Annotated in this window: 13 protein-coding genes; all 13 read right to left on the bottom strand. The window is 65.6% G+C overall.

Features of this window, described 5'->3' with window-relative positions:
- Positions 1–94 precede the first annotated feature (94 nt).
- The 13 genes from APT63_08730 to APT63_08790 all read right to left on the bottom strand — a co-directional run bounded on the left by APT63_08730 (position 95) and on the right by APT63_08790 (position 18942).
- Positions 95–2590: a hypothetical protein gene (locus APT63_08730; GenBank protein AMA45709.1), complete on the bottom strand. Its 2496-nt coding sequence runs from the start codon at positions 2588–2590 to the stop codon at positions 95–97.
- Positions 2587–3495 (bottom strand): type VI secretion system protein ImpM, encoded by a 909-nt coding sequence (locus APT63_08735; protein ID AMA45710.1) that lies wholly within the window; start codon positions 3493–3495, stop codon positions 2587–2589. Before APT63_08735 ends, APT63_08730 begins: the two co-directional genes overlap by 4 nt.
- Positions 3492–7292, bottom strand: coding sequence for an ImcF-like family protein (locus APT63_08740; protein ID AMA45711.1), 3801 nt, complete (start codon positions 7290–7292; stop codon positions 3492–3494). Before APT63_08740 ends, APT63_08735 begins: the two co-directional genes overlap by 4 nt.
- Positions 7293–7319: 27 nt before the next feature.
- Entirely contained in the window at positions 7320–8036 is a 717-nt protein-coding gene (locus APT63_08745) for a type VI secretion system protein ImpK (GenBank protein ID AMA45712.1), read from the bottom strand.
- Complete coding sequence (locus APT63_08750) at positions 8033–9376, bottom strand: type VI secretion protein (protein ID AMA45713.1); 1344 nt, start codon at positions 9374–9376, stop codon at positions 8033–8035. The genes APT63_08745 and APT63_08750 overlap by 4 nt, the downstream gene beginning before the upstream one ends.
- Positions 9373–10050: a hypothetical protein gene (locus tag APT63_08755; protein ID AMA47831.1), complete on the bottom strand. Its 678-nt coding sequence runs from the start codon at positions 10048–10050 to the stop codon at positions 9373–9375. Before APT63_08755 ends, APT63_08750 begins: the two co-directional genes overlap by 4 nt.
- A 68-nt stretch (positions 10051–10118) precedes the next feature.
- Positions 10119–12716 carry a ClpV1 family T6SS ATPase gene (locus tag APT63_08760; GenBank protein AMA45714.1) on the bottom strand — a complete coding sequence of 866 codons (2598 nt, stop codon included), beginning with the start codon at positions 12714–12716 and terminating at the stop codon, positions 10119–10121.
- Positions 12713–13783, bottom strand: coding sequence for a type VI secretion system protein (locus APT63_08765; GenBank protein ID AMA45715.1), 1071 nt, complete (start codon positions 13781–13783; stop codon positions 12713–12715). The genes APT63_08760 and APT63_08765 overlap by 4 nt, the downstream gene beginning before the upstream one ends.
- Positions 13747–15567 carry a type VI secretion system protein gene (locus APT63_08770; GenBank protein ID AMA45716.1) on the bottom strand — a complete coding sequence of 607 codons (1821 nt, stop codon included), beginning with the start codon at positions 15565–15567 and terminating at the stop codon, positions 13747–13749. Before APT63_08770 ends, APT63_08765 begins: the two co-directional genes overlap by 37 nt.
- Positions 15567–16049 carry a type VI secretion protein gene (locus tag APT63_08775; GenBank protein AMA45717.1) on the bottom strand — a complete coding sequence of 161 codons (483 nt, stop codon included), beginning with the start codon at positions 16047–16049 and terminating at the stop codon, positions 15567–15569. Before APT63_08775 ends, APT63_08770 begins: the two co-directional genes overlap by 1 nt.
- 26 nt (positions 16050–16075) lie before the next feature.
- On the bottom strand, positions 16076–17578 hold the full coding sequence (locus tag APT63_08780) for an EvpB family type VI secretion protein (GenBank protein AMA45718.1): 1503 nt from the start codon (positions 17576–17578) through the stop codon (positions 16076–16078).
- 11 nt (positions 17579–17589) lie between these two features.
- On the bottom strand, positions 17590–18129 hold the full coding sequence (locus APT63_08785) for a type VI secretion protein (protein ID AMA47832.1): 540 nt from the start codon (positions 18127–18129) through the stop codon (positions 17590–17592).
- A gap of 63 nt (positions 18130–18192) precedes the next feature.
- Positions 18193–18942, bottom strand: a complete 750-nt coding sequence (locus APT63_08790) for a hypothetical protein (GenBank protein AMA45719.1) — start codon at positions 18940–18942, stop codon at positions 18193–18195.
- Positions 18943–20169: the final 1227 nt, after the last annotated feature.

Below are 20169 nucleotides of genomic sequence, written 5' to 3' on the forward strand. Positions count from 1 at the left end.
GTTTCGACCTCGCCACGTGCATCGGCTGAGGCAACTGTCCGTCCGCCAGGCTTCATCCAGTAAAGCCCGGCGGACCGGTTCCGTGTACGTCGGCTCAGTTGAGCCCACGCACTTCGATTTCGACCCGTCGGTTGGGCTCCAGGCACTTGATCAGCTGTGCCCGGGGTTGCTGCATGTCGCATTTCACCAGCGGCTTGTTGCTGCCTTCGCCCTGCGCCTCGACCAGTTCGGCCGGCACGCCCTTGCCGACCAGGTAAGTGCGGATGGTCTGCGCACGCTGCTTGGACACCTGCAGGTTGCCCTGGCGGTCGCCCAACTGGTCGGCGTGGCCAGAAATCACGATCTTGCCGATGTTCGGCGTGTTCAGCAGCTTGGCGGCGATCGCGCTCAGCTGGTTCTGGCCCTCGCTCTTGAGGCTCTGGAAATCGGCGCGGCCGAAGGCGAACAGCGTGTCGGACTCCAGCGTGATGGTCTCGATCGAGCGCAGCGACTGGGCGCGCAGGCTGTCGATGTAGTTGCGCGAGCTGGAGGTCAGGAACGCGTTGTCGAGGATGCGTGGTACGTCCGGCTCGCGCAGCTGCTCGCTGTAGAAGGTGATCTGGCGGCTGGCGTAGGTGTAGTCATGCTGGCCCTCGGCGTCGCTGTTGGCCTGGTCCAGGCGCTTGCCGGTCTGGCGGGCGATGGCCGGGTACCAGTAGTCCGGGATGCGTGCGTTCAGCAGCGCCGGGTCGGTCTTCTCGCGGGGCGTGGACGACAGCATCACGTAGGTGTCCAGGGTCGCCTTGCCGAAGTCGGCAATCGACTGGGCCCGGTTGTCGCGGGGCAGGGCCTCGGCCTGGACGCTGTCGACGCCGGTCACCGGTTGCAGTTCGCGGGCGTTGCGCTGGTAGACCTTGAGCGTAGTGAGCAGGTACAGCGTGCGCGTCAGGTTGTCCGCGGTCGGCTTGAGCATCACGTTCTGCAAGGTGGCGAAATAGCGCTCGCGCAGCACCGGCTCGACCGCGTGACCGGTGTACAGCCCCAGGCGCATGCCCAGCGGCACGCCCTGGTCGTGGTGCTGCTGGTAGTAGTGCGAGGTCCAGAAGCGCAGGCGGTCCAGGCTGCGCCAGGCGGTGTACTGGCCCTCGCTGGCGACATCCTCGGTCCTGGCCTGGGCCAGTTCTTCACCGATGCGCGTCAGCGTGCTGCGGTTGTTGACGTAGGACCAGCCCCACAGGCCGCACAGGAGCAACCCGGCCAGGCTCGCTGCGCCGACCCAGGCGGCCTTGCGCCGACGTTCGCGGTGGTTGCTGGTGTACAGCGCCACCAGGTGCTGGTCGGGGATGATCACCTTGCGGAACAGGCTGTTGATGAACAACGGCGCCGCCTGGCTGCCCAGGCTGGCCTCGCCGGTGCCTTGCTCCAGGGCGAAGCGTTCGCTCACCTGCTGGCCATGGCTGCCCCACTGGGCGTCGTCGGCTTGCAGCGCGGCGGTGAAGTAGAAGCCGCGCAGCAGCTCGGCGGACTGGTACGGGTTGGCGCGCAGCAGGCTGTCGACGAAGGCCTGCAGGCGCGGCTTGAGCGCCGCCAGCTCCAGCGGGAAGCGGTACACCGCGTCGTTCTGACGGGTGACCTGGATGTCCTGCTGGACCAGCTGCTGGCTCGCCACGTGCTGCCAGTACTGGGTCAGCTCGTCCATGGCCACGCCGAAACGCTGGCCCCAGTCGGCCCGCTCGTAGTCGGTGTGCGGGAAGGTCTTGCCGACCACTTCGCCCCGCGCCGCATCGTCCAGCTGGCGGTAGAACGCGGTGAAGCCGGGGATCAGGTCGCACTTGGTGAACACCAGGTAGATCGGCAGGCGCACTTCCAGCAGGGCGCCGCTTTCCTGGATGCGCTCGCGCAGGCGCTTGGCCACCCGCTCCTGGTCTTCCAGCGAACCGTGCAGCAGGTCGGCGATGCTGACGCTGACGATCAGGCCATTGAGCGGGCGACGCTGGCGGTGCTGGCGCAGCAGTTGCAGAAAACCGCGCCACTTGCCGGCTTCTTCGGGGCTGTTGACGTAGCGCCCGGCCGTGTCCAGCAGCACCGCCTCGGAGCTGAAGAACCAGTCGCAGTTGCGCGTGCCGCCCAACCCGGCCACGCGCACGCCTTCGCGTTCGGCGTAGGGGAAGTTCAGGCCCGACTGCACGATCATGGTGCTCTTGCCTGCCGCCGGTTGGCCGATCACCAGGTACCAGGGCAGGGCGTAGAGGGCATCCTTTGCCGGGGTGCCACGGGGCGAGGTGCTGTGCAGACGCTCGATGCCCTGCAGCAGGCGCTCGCGCAGTAGGCTGATCTCTTCACGGTCGGCGGGCGTGGCGTTGAGCACGGCCTGGTCCGCGTCGTCGCGCAACAGGCCTTCGAGGTCGTGGTGCTGCCCGGCGCCGCGGTACAGCAGCAGTACGTAGCCGGCCGACAGCAGCAGGAACACACCGATCCCGGCCAGCAGGCTGTGCAGCGAGGCGAAGCCCAACGCACGACCCAGGGCCCAGACCAGGAAGATCGCCAGGAAGAACGCGATGCCCAACAGATAAGGCTGGTATCGCAGGCAGTAGTACTTGAGCTTGTTCATACAGGCGTCGTATCCAACGCATCGACGAACCGGTCGATGACATGTTCAAGAGGTCGGTCGTTATCGTGCACGCGCGGTGCCGATGCCAGTGGGCTGAGCAGTTCCAGGTGTTCGCAGGCCGGGGCCTGGCCGCTGAGCAGGCGGTAGGCGTTGTGGGCATGCCGTGAAGGGAAGCAGTACAGCCGCGGCAGCATGAAGTCGTCGGCCAGCAGGCTGACCGCCGGCACGCCCAGGGCCGGGTTCATCCGCGTCAGCCAGGTCAGCCAGAGGTCGGCGGTCGGGTTCTTCAAACCGCGCTCGGCCGGCAGCGGCAGCTCGATGCCACCGGCGAAGTCGCCGTGCAGCGACGGCCCGGCCTGCCGCAGGCGGGTGAGCGCGGTGGCGCTGTCGAAGGCCGGCCACGAGCCGTGCAGCGCCCGGGCGACGTCGGCGAAGCTGAAGTCGCGCAGGAACTTGGCGTGCACGCGGCGGAACAGGTCCAGGTCCTGGGCCTTGAGCGGGCGCAAGGCCTTGATCCGCTCGAACAGCGGACCGCGCTCGGCGCCTTGCACCGCCTGGTGCAGCAAGGGCTTGATCTGGGCGCTGAACAGCTCGCCCAAGGTGAACGGGTTGATCAGTGGCGCCGCCTGCTCGCCCTTGATCAGCTGGAAGATGAAGAACGGGTAGCGTCGCTGGCTGGCGTCGCGGGAGCTGAGCAAGCCGCCCACCAGCCAGTTGCCCGTGCGCGCACGGTAGCTGAAGAAGCACATCGGCAGCGGGTCGAACGACGCCTGCCAGTGCTCGACGTGGCGCAGGGCCGCGAGCGAGGACTGCAGCCAGGCGTCGAACTCGCAGACTTCCTCCGCCGCGCCATGCAGGCTGACGAAGTCCGCGCTCGACGGGAGCTTGCCGAAACACCCGATCATCGTGCGCCCCGACCACTGCCATTGAGCGCGCTCAAGGCCTTGACCTGATTCAGGTCGGTGAGCTTCACGCCGCCGAAGTTGCGCACCACCAGGCTCACGCGGCCATTGGGTGTATTCCAGCTGAAGCGCTGCTGCACGCCGTCGAGGTCGTCGACACGGGCGCTGTCGTTCATCCGCAGCAGGCCCCAGCGGCCCGGGAAGTCGAACACCGTGAAGCGGGCGCCGCTCAGGGTGACCACGTCCAGGCGTGCGCCCGGGGCGTTGCTGGTGCCTGGCCAGGCGAAGCGGTTCCAGCTGCTGCGCCCGTTGCGGTAGTGCTGCTCCTGACCGTCGAGGGTGAAGACGATGTCGGTGAAGTTGGCCGACGGCTCGAGCATGATCTCGAACCCGTTCTCACGGTCCGACAGGCTGGCGATGACCTGGCCCACGGAGCTGGCCTTGTCGATGCTGTTGAGCATGCCGGGGTTGACCAGCGACGGCGCCTTGCCATTGCCCATGCCCAGCCCTTCGCCATCGGACAGGTTGCCGATCTCGTTGCGCTTGAAGGTCGGCAGCAGGCCGGTGTCGGGGTCGACGAAGCGCTGCAGGTCTTTCACCGAAGCCTCGTTGCGGCTGGTGCCGGCGATGGGGTAGCGGTGCGCCATGACCTGCTCCCACGGCTTGGCGATCTGCTGCGCCCAGGCCTTGGCGATCTGCTGGCCGGCCGGGTCGCGCAAGGTGTCCCAGGCGTACTGGATCGGCAGCACGAACAGGCCCTGCAGCGAACGCGACAGGCCGTCCTGGCTGGTGTCGATGCTGCTTTCCACGTAGTTGCGCACGGTGGTGACTTCGCTCGGCCGACCTTCCAGGGTCTCGCTGATCAGCTGCTTGCTGCCCTTGCCGACGTCCTGGGAGCGCTGGATGTTGTTCATGCGCACCTTGAGGTTGCGCAGGGCTGCCAGGTAGCGGTCCATCAGCGTGCTGTCCGCGCCTTCGGCGTTGTTCTGCGCGAACATCCGCGCCACCGGCTCGAAACGCTTGGCCAGGCTGCCGTCGTCCACCGCCGGCAGCGACGGAGCGACGCTGGCCGACACCGCGTCCTTGCTGTCGAACAGCCCGCTCACCTTGCTCCAGAAGCCATCGTCGCGCACCGCGCCCGGGGTGGGCAGGTCACGCTTGAGCGGCACGTCCCACTGGGTGTTGTCGTTGACCGCCGCCAGCAGGTTCTTGACCGGCGAGTTCTGCACGTCGCTGAGCAGGCCCAGCTGGGTGGTGGCCGTGTTCAGGTCGGCGAAGTGACGCACGCCCACGCTGCTGACCATCTTGTACCAGGCCTGGGTGTAGTCGCGCTTGTAGCGGGTCATGAACTCGCGGATGAAGTTGGCCTTCTGCACGATGGCGTCGCCGCCATTGCCGTCGAGCACCCAGTCCGATTCGTTGCGCAGGTTGCCCGAGACCAGCTTGATCAGCTCCGGCTTGACGAAGGTGTCCCAGCCCTGGCGGGTGTAGATCGCCGGTACGCCGGCCGAACCGTACAGCAGGGCACGGCCCGGCTGCGGCACCAGGTCATTGAGGCTCAGCATCGGGAACTGGCGGCTGGATTCGAGCTGCAGGCGCAGGTATTCGCGGTCGACCAGCGAGCTGGAGAGCATGAACGACTTCAGGTGCTGGCGGGTCTCGCCGACCAGCTGTTCATTGACCGGTAGGCCAGGGGCCTCGCCCTGTTCCAGCAGCTTGACGTACAGCGGCACGTTTTCCTTGATCACGTTGGCGTCGGCGGGGGTGCCTTCGCCGGCCGCGTTGGCCCAGGCCTGGGGCAGGCTGGCGGCGACGAACGCAGCGTCCGGGTGCGCCTGGGGTTCGGTCAGCATCAGGTACAGCTTGAGGGTGTTGTAGGCCTCGATGATCGACGCGACCTGCTGCTCGTCCAGGCGCCCCAGCATGTCCTCGGACAGCGACAGGCCGCCGGTGGCGGCAGACACGTCGGCGCCGTCGTTGGCGGTGGCCAGGTTGACCTTGCGGGTCAGGTTGCCCAGGCGCGAATTGTCCAGCGCCTGCTTGGCCTTGGCGGCGGCAGCGGCCTTCAGGGCCTTGCCGTTGCGGGCCTTGGGCGTGGCGGCCGGGGTGAAGTCCAGGGACTGGTTGACGTCGGCGGCGAAGGTGTTGAAGGCGCGCATCTGCACCTGCAACTGCCGCGCGATCGGCTCCAGGGCCTGGCTGCGCAGTTGCGCCAGGTAGGCGGCGCTGGCCACGTCGTGGATCGCCTCGCCATGGTACAGGCCGGCGCTCAGGCGCAGCGGCACGCCGTGCAGGCGATGATCCTCGACCGTCGCCATCTGCTCGCGCAGCACTTCCAGGCCCTTGCCCGAGGCCAGCTGCGCATCGCGGTCGTCGGCCTGGTCGATCTGCGCCAGCTCGCCGCGCAGGCTCTCCAGCCACTGACGGTTGTTGGCGAACGACAGCGCCTGCCAGCCGATGAACAGCAGGCCGGCGATGGCGGCCAGGGTCAGCAGCGCCGGGTTGACGGCGGACTGCCGGCCCAGGCGGGACTGGTACAGGGTCAGGTCGCGGTCGGGGAAAATCACCCGGCGGAAGGTGTCGGTGATGAAGAAGCTGCGGTTGCCGGCCGGGCGGGCAGGCGCGGTGCCTTCAGCGGCGGCGTCGAGGGCGAACTCGTCGGCGATCATGTCTTCGTAGACGCGCTCGAGCTGCTGCTCGGTCTGCAGGGCGCTGGTGAAGTACACCCCACGCAGCAGCAAGGCACCGCCGCGCTGACCGCGGATGAAGGGGTCGAGGAACTGCTCGAGCACATCGCCCAGGGCCGAGAAGTACTGCGGGAAGGTCAGCAAGGTGCTGTCGGCTTCGGCACCCAGGGCGATCATCTGCGCGTCGACGTGCTGGCGTACATGGCGCTGCAGGTTGGCCAGGCGCGCCTGCAGCACGTCACGCAGCCCTTGGGTGCGGATCTCCGAGAGGCCGAAGGTCATGCCCAGCGGCTGCTGGCGCTCGTGCAGGTCGAGGCCCTCGAAGGCCTGGTCGAAGCCCGGCAACTGGTCGACCTTGCTCAGCATCAGGTAGATCGGCGGGTTGGCGCCCAGGCACTCGGCGTATTCCTCGACCCGTGCCACCAGCTGCGCGGCCATGGCGCTACGATCCTCGATGGTGGCCGCCAGCAGCTCGGGCAGGCTCACCACCAGCACCAGGCCGTTGATCGCCGCCTTGCCACGCTGCTTGCGCAGCATCTTCAGGAAGGCCGCGAACTCGCTGGCGGACTGGTCGTCGCGCAGGTAGCGGCCGGCGGTGTCGATCATCACCGCGTCGGGGCTGAAGTACCAGTCGCAATGCTGGGTGCCGCTTTCGGTGTCGTTGGCCGTGGCGATGCTGGCCGACAGGCCCGAGTGGGTCAGCAGCGAGGTCTTGCCCGCCGCCGACATGCCCATCACCAGGTACCACGGCAGGTCGGACAACGCCGCCTTGCCGCCACCGCCGGCGGAACGGTCGGTGCGCAGCATGGCGATGGCGTGCTTGAGGCGCTCGCGTAGCACCTGCTGGTCACGGAACTCGCCGGTGGCGCTCCAGGAGCGGTCCACTTCGATCTGCAGCAGGTTCTCCAGGTTCTGCTCGGCGCGGATGCGCTGGTACTGGCGCAGCACGATTGCCAGCAGGAAGCAGGCGGTGATGATCGCCAGGGCCTCGGGCACGTGCAGGCGCAGCCCCGGCACCAGCGGCGCGACCAGCCAGCAGACCAACAGGCTCAACAGCCACAGCAGTGGCAGGAGAATCCAGAAACTTTTCAACGAACGCAGTAATGTCTTCATGTCTTCCTGACTCGGCTACCTGAGGGCTCAGGCACTGAACAGCTGGCGGATTTGGTCGGAGAGGGCAGCGACGTCCTTGTCCAGCAACCAGTCGAGCGTCAGGTACACCACGACGCTGACCAGCGCGATCAATGCCAGGTAGACCCACAGCGGCACCTCGTGGCGCAGCATCTGCGAGACCTGGTCGGGCAGGGCCCAGTCGGGCGCCAGCGCCTTGGGCGGCTTGCGGTAGCGGGCGATGTCCTGGCCCAGGGTATTGGCCAGGTAGCGCAGCTGGTCCTTCTGACCCAGGCCGAACTTGCCTTCGAAGCCCAGCGCCAGGCACAGGTGGTAGACCTCCAGCACGTCGATGTTCTGGCGCACGTCGGCGCGCAGGGCATCGATCTTTTCGAAGAAGCCTTCACCGGCCAGGTGCACGCCGAAGTAGCGGAACTGCAACGGTTGCAGCTCGAAGTGCTGGCGCAAGTCGTTGTCGCCCGAGCGCAGCACGCTTTCGTCGAGGAAGGCGCACAGCGCGTACTGGGTGTCCTTGACCTGCTCGACGCTGTAGTTGGCCGCCCGGGCATCACGCTCCAGGTTGCCGAAGAAGCGCTCGACGCTGGCATCGAAGGCCGGGACCGAGATGACCTGGCGGCCACGGCGCAGCATCAGCGCCATGCTGATGAAGTCCTTGACCAGGTCTTTGAGCGTCGGTCGTTCGCTGGCAGCCGCCACGGCGCCCTGTTGCAGTACGGCTTCGGTCATTTGAGCACCGCCATCAGTTCAAGCTTGAGGTTGGGAAGGGCACTGGGTGCGTAGAAGCAGATGGTCTGCGACTCCATCATGCGGTCGTACACGTGCCCGTGGGGTTCGATGGCGAAGTACTGGTTGTCCAGACGCACCGGGATCGCGTTGGGCAGGCGCGAGGCGTGCACCAGGGTCACGCCGGGCATGGCGCTGTTGACCACCACTTCGATGTCTTCCGGCGAGCCGATCTTGATCGCCCGTGGCGCCATGTCGAGCAGGGTCGCGCCGGCCATGTCGGCGTGCACCGCGATGTAGAAGTCGGCCTCGGTCAGACGCTGGTCGTGCAACTGGCCCTGCCAGTAGGACGGCTTGGTCTGGGTCAGCTGGATGACCACGCACTGGTTGGGCACGACGTTGTCGAGCATCACGCGGATCATCTCGTCGAGCCGCACCAGCGACGCCGCTGGGTCGTGGTGGTCGTACTCGGGAATGTCGCTGAGCTGGGTGTCGAGGGTGAAGGTCAGCAACCCGCCGGCCAGGTCGGCAAGGAACAGGTACAGCCGCTCCGGGTGCAGGCGCGGGTGGGTCAGCAGGTGCGCCAGTTGCGGGTGGGCGCGGTTGACGGTGTTGAGCAGCCAGAACAGCGTCACGTCGCTGGAGCCGAACTCGGCGATCTGGTCGGCCCGCTCGCGGCGGCGACCGGAGAGCGACTTGCTCTTGGCCTGCAGCGCGCCGAGCAGCCGCTTGCCGATACCGGCCAGGGTCTCGTGGCTGCCCAGGTGCAAGGTCGGGTGCACGAAGTGCGGGTCGAGGTTGAAGCCGCCCATGCTGTTGCGGGTCAGCTTGGCCAGCGCGCAATGGCTGAAGCCGTCGAGGCTGTCGCCGTCGACCAGCAGCACCACGTTCAGGCGCAGGCTGGTGATCTCGTTCTCCAGCTCGCCTTCGTTGAGGTCGGGCAGGGTGTCGAACTGCTTGCGAAAGCGCCGAGCGGCCTGGTGCACCTGGCCGTCCTCGACGTAGTTCAGGCCGAACGGCTCGGGCAGCTTGAGCGCGGCGTAGACCTTGAGGTCGTTGGCCTTGAGCAGGTCCTTCAGGTCGCGCGCGGCCGGCAGCGGGTCGTGCTGCGGGGCGTCGTACAGGCTGCCGTCGGGGAACACCAGCTTGAGGCGCTTGAGTTGCAGGGAGCCATTGGACAGCGCGTCCTCGTCCACTTCCAGCAGCTGCACGCCCCAGTGGAACGGGGTGCTGCGCAGGGTGGCTTCGGCCAGCTGGTGCTGGTGGAACTCATCCTGATACTGGAAGTGCTGGGGCAGCAGGAACATGCCTTCCGACCACATCACTCGGCTCTGCTTGCTCATTTGACGCTATCCACTAGAGAGTTGAAGGAGGTGTCCGCTGCGTTGCGGGCCGAGGTGCCTGCCGCGTCGGTCGCCTTGTCGATGGCCGCGTCCTGCACCTTGTCGGTCAGGGGCTTGGGCACCCAGGCCGGTTCGCCGGGCACCGCCAGGCGGTCTTCGGCCGGTGGCTTGTTCAGCACGTCCACGCCGCGCATGGCCTCGATGCGCGTCTGGTCCACCAGCACGCGCAGGCCGTCGGAGGAGAACCAGATGCCTTCCTTGCGCAACGAATTGGCATCGAAGGCGACTTTCCAGCGTGCGTCCTGGTCCTGGCGGAAGAACGCCGCCACGCCGACGTACCGGGCGTTCTTGGCCAGCGGCCACTGGTCGATCTGGCCCATGCCGGGCAGCAGGGTGATCTCGCGGGCTTCCACCAGGGTGTTGCCCAGGGCTTTTTCCGGCACGTTCCACAGGGTGTCGGCGTCCGCCGAGGCGAAACGCTCCAGGTCGGTCAACTGGTACACGCGCATGACCACCGACAGCGGGTGGCCCTCGGCGTCCGGGTTGAGCTGGTTGCCACCGTCGGAGGTCAGGATCAGGTTTTCATGGTCGGCCAGCATGTCGGCCGCCCAGCTCTCGTCCATGCGCTTGCCGATGCGGTCGGTGACCCCGCAGCCGACCAGCGCCAGCAACAGCGCGGCGGTGGTCAGGTGCTTGAGGGCGGTGTAGGTGTGTGACGTCAAGGCTCGCTCTCCGGGTGCGTTCAGGCCAGGCGATAGGCGAAATCGCCATCGCTGTCCAGCTCGATCGTGATGCGCTCGATCGGCGCGTCCTGGGCCATGCGCTCGAGCACGCGCTGGGCGAGCTCGGGCATCAGGGTCTGGGACAGGATGTTGTCGATGTTGCGGGCGCCGCTGTCGACCTCGGTGCAGCGCGCGGCGATGGCCTTGACCAGCGCCTCGTCGTAGGCGAGTTCGGCATGGTGGTTGCGGGCGAAACGCTTGGCGATGCGCGCCAGCTTCAGGCCGACGATGCGCTCGAGGATCTCGTCCTGCACCGGGTAGAACGGCACGATGCTCAGGCGCCCGAGGAAGGCCGGCTTGAACACGCGGTTGAGCTCGTCGCGCAGGTCTTCGACCAGGGCCGCCGGGGTCGGCAGCTCGACGGCGTTCAGGCAGGTCTGCATGATGTGCTCGGTGCCGGTGTTGGAGGTCAGGATGATCACCGTGTTGCGGAAGTTGATCTCGCGACCTTCGCCATCGTCCAGCACGCCCTTGTCGAACACCTGGAAGAACAGTTCGAGCACGTCGGGGTGGGCCTTCTCGACTTCATCGAGCAGCACCACGCTGTAGGGCTTGCGCCGTACCGCCTCGGTCAGCACGCCGCCTTCGCCGTAGCCGACGTAGCCGGGCGGCGAGCCCTTGAGGCTGGAGACGGTGTGCGCCTCCTGGTACTCGGACATGTTGATGGTGATCAGGTTGCGCTCGCCGCCGTACAGGGTGTCGGCCAGGGCCAGGGCGGTCTCGGTCTTGCCCACGCCGCTCGGGCCGAGCAGCAGGAACACCCCGATCGGCTTGTTCGGGTCTTCCATGCGCGCCCGGGAGATCTTGATGCGCTTGCCGATCTCGTGCAGGGCATGGTCCTGGCCGAGCACGCGTTCGCCCAGCAACGCCGGCAGGCGTTGCACGGTGTCGATCTCGTCGCGCAGCATCTTGCCCAGCGGGATACCGGTCCAGCCACTGATGACCTGAGCGATGGCGCCGCCGTCGACCAGGGCGTGAACCAGCGGCTGATCGCCCTGCACGCGGGTCAGTTCGGCGCGCAGGGTATTGAGCTGCTCGGCGTCGGTGTCTTCGGTGGCGTCGAGCGCCTTGAGCTGCTCGACCAGCGCCAGCTCCTGCTGCCACTGGGCGTTCAGCTGCTGCTCATGGGCCTGGGCGTCCTCGAGGACCGTCCGCAACTCGTCGAGGCGACGCGTGTGGTCGTGGCCCTTGCCGGCCTCGTGATCGAGCACGGCGATTTCCGCTTTCAGGTTGTCGATCTGCCGACGGCTGTCTTCCAGGGCGCCAGGTTGCGAGGACTGGGCCAGGGCGATGCGCGCGCAGGCCGTGTCGAGCACACTGACGGCCTTGTCGGGCAGCTGGCGCCCGGTGATGTAGCGGCTGGACAGGCGCACGGCCTGCACCAGGGCTTCGTCCATCACCGCCACCTTGTGGTGCTCGCGCATCTTGCCCAGCAGGCCACGCAGCATGTGGATGGCCTTGTCTTCGTCCGGCTCCTCGACCTTGACCACCTGGAAGCGGCGGGCGAGGGCGGCATCCTTCTCGAAGTACTTCTTGTACTCGGCCCAGGTGGTGGCGGCGATGGTGCGCAGCTCACCGCGCGCCAGTGCCGGCTTGAGCAGGTTGGCGGCATCGTTCTGCCCGGCCTGGCCGCCGGAGCCGATCAGCGTGTGCGCCTCGTCGATGAACAGGATGATCGGGTGCAGGCTGCGCTTGACCTCCTCGATCACCGCCTTGAGGCGGTTCTCGAACTCGCCCTTGACCCCGGCGCCGGCTTGCAGCAGGCCGAGGTCCAGGGTGTGCAGGGCCACGTCCTTGAGCACCGCCGGCACGTCGCCCTGGGCGATGCGCAGCGCCAGGCCTTCCACCACGGCGGTCTTGCCGACCCCGGCTTCGCCGGTGAGGATCGGGTTGTTCTGGCGACGACGGGTGAGGATGTCGACCATCTGCCGCACTTCGAACTCGCGGCCCAGCACCGGGTCGATGCGGCCTTCGCGGGCGCTCTGGGTCAGGTTGACGGTGTACTGGTCCAGCGCCGGGGTCTTGCCGCCGGCCTTGCCGGTACTGGCCACGGGGGTGGCCGGGCTGGCGAGCGGGCTGGCCAGTTTCGATTCGGGGCTGCTCTCGACCAGGGCGGCCAGGTTCAGACGCAGGTCGTCGGCATTGATCTTCTCCAGCTCCGGGGCCGAACCGATCACCACGCGGCGCAGTTCGGCATCGTCGAGCAGCGCTTGCAGCAGGTGGCCGCTGCGCACCTGGCCGACGCCGTACTCGATCGACGCCAGCAGCCAGGCCTGCTCGATCATGCGGGTGATGTGCGGGGAGAGCGCCGGGGTGCGGGTATTGCCCTTCTTGAAGGTGCCCAGCGCGGTCACCAGCTGCGCCTGCAGGCGCTCGCTCACCACGTCGTAGTGACGCAGGATCGGCGCCAGGTCGCTCTCGCCATTGTCGAGCAGTTGCAGCAGCAGGTGCTCGACCTCGACGTCGTAGTGGTGCTCGGACAGGCACAGGGCCGCTGCGCTTTCGGTGGCCGCGCGGCTGGTTTCATTGAGCTTGGCGAACAGAGACTTCAGGTTCACAGGGCGACCCCATCGTAAGGAATGTGGAAGACGGCGCAACGCGAAGGCTCCGCGTCGCGGCCGGGACGTTTGAGCCAACCCAGCCAACCCAGGGCGACGTTGCCCTGGCGGCCCAATTGTGCGCGCGGTACCGCTTCGCGCTTGATGCGCGGGGCGATGTCGAAATCGAGTTCGGCGCCGACGTAGAAACGCACCAGCTCCACCAGCTTGCGGTAGCACGGGCTGCCGGGCTGGAAGCGGCGGTAGTCGGCCAGGTCCAGCGGGCCCAGCTCGATGCGGATGCTCGACTGGTAGTCCCAGACCCGGTTACCGGCCACCGCGCTGTGGCCGAGCTGGGCGTTTCTGCGCCCCAGTTGCGTGCACTGCTCGGGCTGCAGGCGCAACCAGCGCCCGGCGAACTGCTTGACCTGGATCGGCAGACCGAAATAGAAGCCGAGCATGACTTCCAGGTTGAGCGCGTTGCGCGGCTTCTGGGTGAACAGCCCGGCGAAATAGCTGAACAGGTCGCGGCGCAGCGGCGAGGGCTGCTCTTCGAACTTCAGCGCACGGGCGCGCGGGCCCAGGCCGATCAGGCTCAACAGGTAGCCCTCGAACGCCGAGCTGTCCTTGCGCTCGTGCTCGATGTGGAATTTGTACTTCTGCCACGCCTCGTAGAACAGCGTGGTCATGCGGTGCGAGAAGATGTCCAAGAACGCATGGGCGGCATCGTCGCGGTACTGCACGTGGCGTTCGAGCAGCAGCTCGGTGTACGGGCGCGGCAGGACCCCCGACGGACCGACTAGCCCCATGAAGGTCACCTGGACTTCCGACAGCGGCAAGCCGGCCGGCGACACCTTGCCTTCGCGTTCGAAGTGCAGGTCACTGACCTCGCTGGCGGGGAAGGCCAGCGACAGCTGCGTGCGAAAACGCAACGGGTCTTCGTGCGGCCGGGTCGCCAGGTCCATGCGCCCGGAACGGCTGTAGTGCAGGCGGAGCAGACGCACCAACTGGAAGAACTCGAAGCGGTGCGGTTCGGCTCGGGCCTGATCGATCAGACCAGGGGCTGATCGCCAGTGCGGGCTGGCCATTGAACGACTCTCTTCTCTCGTTGTTGGGTGCGTAGGGTCAATTGGGTGAAGCTGTTCATCGAGCAGTACTGGCCGAAGAAATGGTCCAGCACCTTGCCAAACAGGAACACGCCGCTGCCGATGAACTGGTTCTCGTCGAGGGTCAGGGTGATGCCCACGCCGCGCACGAAGTTCGGCCGCGGGTGACCGATGCGCGCCACTACTGGCTCGCTCTCGATGGCTTTGATGCCATTGATCTGTTTACGGATGGCCGAGACGTTGCGGTAGTTGTACAGCGACAGCAGCTCGAGCAGCACCTCGCGGCCCTGGCTGACCAGCGACAGGTGGTTGAGCGACAGGTGGGCGATCAGCCGCCAGATCAGGCCCTTGCCCAGGGGCACGCGCATGCTGGGAGTAGGCTTGCGCAGGCAGCGGATGTCGTTGATCACCGAGTTGGCCGGGATGCTGAAGTCGCCCTGGTCGCCCCCGAACGGCAGCATCAGCGGCACGTCGCGGTTGCTGCACGTCAGGCTGATGCTGAGGGTGTCGCTGCCGCCGTTGATCAGCTCCAGATCGCGGTCGACCACACGGATGCTCATGGCCGTGGCGTCGGCCTGGTTACGGCGTCGGGCGATCCAGAAGCTGGCGTGCGGGTCGTGCTCGCCACGGGGCTCGAAGAAGGGCTGGCAGGTGGCGACCTGGTCGATGCCACCGAGCTTGCGCACCCGCCGCACGCGGTCGATCGACACCACTTCGGCGGCATTGTGCAGGCGCGTGTCGGGGGTGACCGGGTACTCGTGCTGGGTGTGGGTCAGCTTGATCGGCTCGGCCTGCTGGCGGAACAGGTTGATGATCGGCGTGCAGTTGAGCTTGAAGTTGTTGCGCCCGATGGTCTGGGTCAGACGCGCCAGGCGGTCGTTGAGGTGGTAGTCGGCGAAGTAGAAGTTCAGCTCGACCTGTGCCAGGGCCTTGTCGCGCAGCGGGCGCGCCAGGCCGGTGAGGTCGAAGAACATGAACTTGTCGGGGAAGGTGAAGTACTCGTGCAGCAGGCGATAGCCCAGGAACGAGCGTTCGGAGTAGTCCACCAGCCCTTCGTCGCGGCCATAGCCGACGCTTTTCAGGGCATCGGCGGGCAGGGCGATCTCGCGGCGCCGGCCTTCGTCGTCGAAGCTGAGGGTGACCTTGGCCAGGTTGTTGAACAGCAGCTCGTACAGCTGCAGCATCAAGGTCGCCTCGCCGTCGAGGAAGAAGCGCAGCTGGTCCAGCGCCATCTGGCCGAACAACGCCTCGCCGCTGGCCTGCAGGCCGATGCGCAGGCGCGCCACCAGGTCGGCGCTGTGGCCGTTGAAGGCCGAGCGTTCGAGCTCCACGAAGGAGGCCTGTTGCACGGTGATGGGCCAGAGCGACACCGGGTAGCAGGTACGGAACCGGCACACCACGCCGTCCACGGGATTGGCGTGTAGTTCGGTGTGGCGGGGCACCTCGTAGGCTTCGGTGACCTTCTCCTGCTTGCCCAGGCTCAGCTCGACGATCGACATCGACGGGGTCGGGCGCAGGTAGTGCGGGTACAGCACCTCGAGGAACGACTCGACGATCTCCGGAAACTCGTCGTCGAGCTTCTTGTGCACGCGGGCCGAAAGGAACGAGAACGCTTCGATCAGCCGCTCGGTGTGCGGGTCTTCGCAGTTGTCACCCTCGATCAGCAGGCGCGAGGCGATTTTCGGGTACTGCGCGGCGAACTCCTGGCCGAGGAAGCGCAGGTGCGACAGTTCCTTTTCGTAGTAGGGCAGCAGTTCGTCGAGCATCAGTTGAGGTTCTGCACTGTGTATTCCTGGGTATTGACCTGCAGCACGGCGTCGAAGGACACCTGGCGGCTGATGTCCTGCAGACGCAGCACGGCGTCCACGCGGAAGGTCAACATGCGGTGGCCGTCTTGCTGGGCCAGCAGCTGGACACGGACGCGATGAAAGCGCCGGTCCCCGGTGGTGATCGCCCGCTCCAGCTGCTGCTGGATCAGCCGGCGATCGTGTGGGTCGAGCACGCTGCGGCTGGTGAAGTCCGGCATGCCGTACTCGAGGATGGACCCCGCCAGGTGCGGGAAGCCATCGAGTTCCTCGGCGACCAAGGATTGACGCGTGTTCACCAGCACCTCCAGGTCGCGCACGATGCTGGCCTTGTACTCGGCCAAGGAGAACGTGCGCAGGCCGCTCGGCTCGGTCGACTGGTGCGGACGGTCGTCCAGCAGTCGATCGAGCAGCGAGGGCAGCAGGCGGGGCGGGTTACTCATGTGTCGTCCTTGTACACACCGTTCGGTCAGCTACGCGCGCCTTGGGGCAACTCGGCCACCAGGCGCAGCGACGCGGTCAGTTCGTCCAGCTGGTAGTGCGGACGCAGGTAGGTCACGGCCTTGTACACGCCCGGTTTGCCCGGCACCTCGAAGACCTCGGCGCGCGCCTCGCGCAGCGGGTACTTGGCCTTGGCTTCCTGGCTGGCGGTGTCGTCCAGCAGCACGTAGCTGGCCAGCCACTGGTTGAGGAAGTTCTCCACGTCCATGCGCGAGGCGAAGCTGCCGATCTTGTCGCGCATGATCGCCTTCATGTAGTGGGCGATGCGCGAGGTGGCGAAGATGTACTGCAGCTGCGCCGACAGGCGTGCGTTGGCGTTGGCGATGTCGGTGTTGTACTGCTTCTGCTTCTGCGCCGACTGGGTGCCGAAGAACGCGGCGTAGTCGGTGCCCTTGCAGTGCACCAGCGGGATGAAGCCCAGGTCCGACAACTCTTTCTCGCGGCGGTCGGTGATGGCGATCTCGGTCGGGCACTTGAGGGCGATTTCGCCGTCGTCGGTCTTGAAGGTGTGGGTCGGCAGGCCTTCGACCAGGCCACCGCCTTCGACGCCGCGAATGGCCACGCACCAGCCGTAGCGCGAGAACGCGTCGGTGACGCGGGTGCCCAGGGCGTAGGCGGCGTTCATCCACAGGTACTTGCTGTGGTCACGGCCATCGACGCTCTCGACGAAGTTGAATTCCTCCACCGGCGTGGTATCCGGGCCGTAGGGCAGGCGACCGAGCACGTGCGGCAAGGTCAGGCCGACGTAGCGGGAGTCTTCCGAGGCGCGGAACGACTTCCACTTGGCGTATTCGACGGTGTCGAAGATCTTCGCCAGGTCACGCGGGCCGGACATCTCGGTGAACGAGTCCCAGCCGAACAGCTCGGACGAGGCCGCCGAGATGAACGGTGCGTGGGCCGCGGCGGCCACGTGGGAGATCTCCTCGAGCAGGTACATGTCCTCGGGGCTGCGCTTGAACTCGTAGTCGCCGATCAGCATGCCGAAGGGCGCGCCACCGAAGGTGCCGTACTCTTCTTCGTAGACCTTCTTGAACAGCGCGCTCTGGTCGAATTCGCTGGCGGACTTGAGGTCGCGCACCAGGTCTTTCTTCGAGGCGTTGAGCAGCTGGATCTTCAGGTTGGTGCTGGTCTCGGTCTGGTCGACCTGATACTTCAGGCCGCGCCAGGAGGCTTCCAGCTGCTGGAACTCGCTGGCGTGCATGATCTCGTTCATCTGTTCGGAGAGCATCGAGTCGATCTCGGCGATGCGCGCGTCGAGTACGGCGATCAGGTCCTTGCTCGGCGTCACTTCGCCTTCGAGGACCTGGTTGACCAGTTCGCCGATCAGGTCGCGGGTGCGATCACGCTCGGTGTCGGAGCGGGCCACGCGGCTCTGCGAGATGATGCTGTCGAGCAGCGACGGCTGCGGGGCGAAGTGTTCGACTTCGACCACGTCGCTGGCCGGTTGGGATTCGGTGTGCTTGTCGGTCATGGTCAGGCTCCTCAGGCGCGATCGTCGCTGGACGGGTCTTTCACTTCGGCTTCACGGCCGAATTCCTTGCCCAAGGTCTTGAGCTTCTCGGTGTTCTGCAGCACGTCCATCAGCAGCTCTTCGAGCTTGTCGTTGCCGCCCATCTTGTTGCGCAGGTCGGCCAGCTTGTTGCGCACTTCCAGCAGCTTGCGCAGCGGCTCGACCTGCTTGACCACGTTCTGCGGCTCGAAGTCTTCCAGGCTGTTGAAGTTCAGCTCCACGCCCAGCTGCGTGCCGTTCTTGGCCAGGGTGTTGTCCACGCGGTAGGTCAGGCGCGGCTTGATGCCCTTGAGCACACCGTTGAAGTTGTCGCGGTCGATGAAGATGAACTTGCGGTCCTTGAGCTTGGGCAGCGGCTCGAGGGGGTTGCCGGAGAAATCGCCCAGCACGCCGACGACGAAGGGCAGTTCCTTCTTCTCGATGGCATCGCCGATGTCCACGTCGTAGGTGATATGGACCCGAGGCGCGCGAACGCGGTCGAGTTTGTGCTGGGTGCTTTCCTTCTTCGCCATCGTGTTCTCCAATGCGAGCGTTTCGCTACGAATCATGGCGCCGCCCCTGAACGGGGTCGCGCATTACAATCCTTCGATCGTCAGCAACAGGCGCTGACGGATGTCGTCGTTCATGTCCAGAATGTTGTCGCGCCCGACCAGCTCCTCGAAGCTGGTGTTGCCGGCGATCTGCGTGCTGCTGCGGATGACCGCGTCGTCCGGCAGGGTCGAGCGCACCGGCGAGCTGAGGATGCAGAAGGGCAGGTCGCCCAAACCCTTGAGACGCTCGAAGCTCAGCGAGAAGCGCAGGCCCTCGAACAGACGGCCCAGACCGGGGGATTTGCTCAGGCAGTAGAACAGCACCAGGTAGTGCACTACGAAGCGGTACAGCTCGGCGCTGCTGCGGTTGGGGTCCTTGACGACGTCCCGGAACTTGGCCAGCTCGAAGGCGCTGAAGCCCACCACCCAGCGCGTCGGGCTGGTGATGCGAATGACCTGACCGCTCGGTTCGAGGACCTTGTCGTATTCCAGGGGGAAGAGTTCGGGGGTGGTGCTGATCAGGTTGAGCGGCACGTCCAGCTCGCTGACCAATTGGAAAGGCGCGGCCGAACCGACACGCTCGTAGAGTTCGATAAGCGACTGGAAATGCCCCTGGGTCTCGCGACCGCTGCCGCGCTGAGCACCTTGCAGGTACTCGCCGAACAGGGTCTGCGGACGAATCAGCGGCGCCACGGTCGCAAGGTAGTCCGCCGCCTGCGCCTTGAGCGCATCGGAGATCGCGCGCGTCTGGCTACGCAGCTTGATCAGGGCTTCGACATCAAACGTCTGTGTCATTCGTACATCGTCCATGAGCCTGCATGAGCGTCCTGAAACGCCGGTGGCGTGGACCCGAAAACGCACCACTCGGCCCGGTGCGTCTGGTGCTGGCACATGAATATCGTGTTGCCAGCAATGCCGAGTAGGGCACCCCGCTGTGGAAGAAGTTCCTGCGAGGGGGGCGATTTTTTCCCTGTTCGAGGGGGTTGCGCAATGGTGGCGTGGTGCTATCTATGGGCGGTTTGTGGTCCTGAAATTGGGGGTTTGGGCCTAAAGACCTTGGGCGATGCGGGGGAAAGAGGCGGTTTTGAGCGGTTGCAGAGGATTTTTTCAAAATGTGAACTGTGTCTCAAATGTGAGACGCGTCATGGAGTTGTCACTGGGGCGGTTGGAGGGTGGAATGATGGCATTACAGTGACGGGATTGAGTCGCCATGTCGTGGCACGGCTTGGGGGCGGCATGCTCAGTTCCGACCACCCACTTGAGTGCACACCTTGCTTGCCATGAGCCGGAGAGGGATAGCTCATAGACACATGTCATGACCGTGTTGAGTCTTGCAGGGTCTGCCATCTTCTGTAAAACGGTCAGGCGTGAAGCAGAAATCAGGGCTCGATACCCAAAATGTTTGCCAGCTTGAGCCGGATTTTCTGAGCGCTGGGCAGCTTTCGTAATGTTGCAGCTTCAGTGCCGCCGTCGTCGATAATGCGGCCAAAGGGGTTAAGGCAATCAAGGCGCACGCCGTTATCCATAACATGGAATATTCGAACCTTCCAAGCCAGGATTTGGATTTGGGTGCGAACCGTTTGCCTGTCAAGGCTGCATAGAAACCTCCTGTTATGCCGTACAGCAGTATGGAAGGCGCGCCGATGAGTCCAAACGCCATGTATTGAACTTCTACCATATGGGTGTGATGCCAAAGGTTTTTGTAGATGGGTAGTATAAGGGTGGCGATCCAATAGACTGAAGTGGGGCCCATCACCGAGCAGGTCAGTGCTAAAAGAGCACCGCTGATTCTATAGTGTGTTGACTGTGAAGGAGGATTGTCTAAAAACATCGGTCGCTCAAATATCTAGGAATTGAACCGAAGAGGGCGTGGGTTATCGAATGCTCACTGCCGAAGGAATCGGTATGGCGTGTAGCGGTTTTTGGGAAGGTTTCGATGTTCGCTGAAGGGGCGAGCAGTCGCTTTTATTGTGGGTCCGTGCTAATTCAAACGCAAGCACATCCGTTTTCCATTGAGGTGTT

The sequence above is a fragment of the Pseudomonas monteilii genome, from assembly GCA_001534745.1.
Taxonomy (GTDB): domain Bacteria; phylum Pseudomonadota; class Gammaproteobacteria; order Pseudomonadales; family Pseudomonadaceae; genus Aquipseudomonas; species Aquipseudomonas alabamensis.

Bases quoted from the DNA above. Each gene is read 5' to 3' on its own strand.
- APT63_08780 (AMA45718.1), bottom strand. From the start codon at position 17,578: ATGACCGACAAGCACACCGAATCCCAACCGGCCAGCGACGTGGTCGAA.
- APT63_08730 (AMA45709.1), bottom strand. From the start codon at position 2,590: ATGAACAAGCTCAAGTACTACTGCCTGCGATACCAGCCTTATCTGTTG.
- APT63_08775 (AMA45717.1), bottom strand. From the start codon at position 16,049: ATGAGTAACCCGCCCCGCCTGCTGCCCTCGCTGCTCGATCGACTGCTG.
- APT63_08735 (AMA45710.1), bottom strand. From the start codon at position 3,495: ATGATCGGGTGTTTCGGCAAGCTCCCGTCGAGCGCGGACTTCGTCAGC.
- APT63_08745 (AMA45712.1), bottom strand. From the start codon at position 8,036: ATGACCGAAGCCGTACTGCAACAGGGCGCCGTGGCGGCTGCCAGCGAA.
- APT63_08765 (AMA45715.1), bottom strand. From the start codon at position 13,783: ATGGCCAGCCCGCACTGGCGATCAGCCCCTGGTCTGATCGATCAGGCC.
- APT63_08785 (AMA47832.1), bottom strand. From the start codon at position 18,129: ATGGCGAAGAAGGAAAGCACCCAGCACAAACTCGACCGCGTTCGCGCG.
- APT63_08790 (AMA45719.1), bottom strand. From the start codon at position 18,942: ATGACACAGACGTTTGATGTCGAAGCCCTGATCAAGCTGCGTAGCCAG.
- APT63_08740 (AMA45711.1), bottom strand. From the start codon at position 7,292: ATGAAGACATTACTGCGTTCGTTGAAAAGTTTCTGGATTCTCCTGCCA.
- APT63_08750 (AMA45713.1), bottom strand. From the start codon at position 9,376: ATGAGCAAGCAGAGCCGAGTGATGTGGTCGGAAGGCATGTTCCTGCTG.
- APT63_08770 (AMA45716.1), bottom strand. From the start codon at position 15,567: ATGCTCGACGAACTGCTGCCCTACTACGAAAAGGAACTGTCGCACCTG.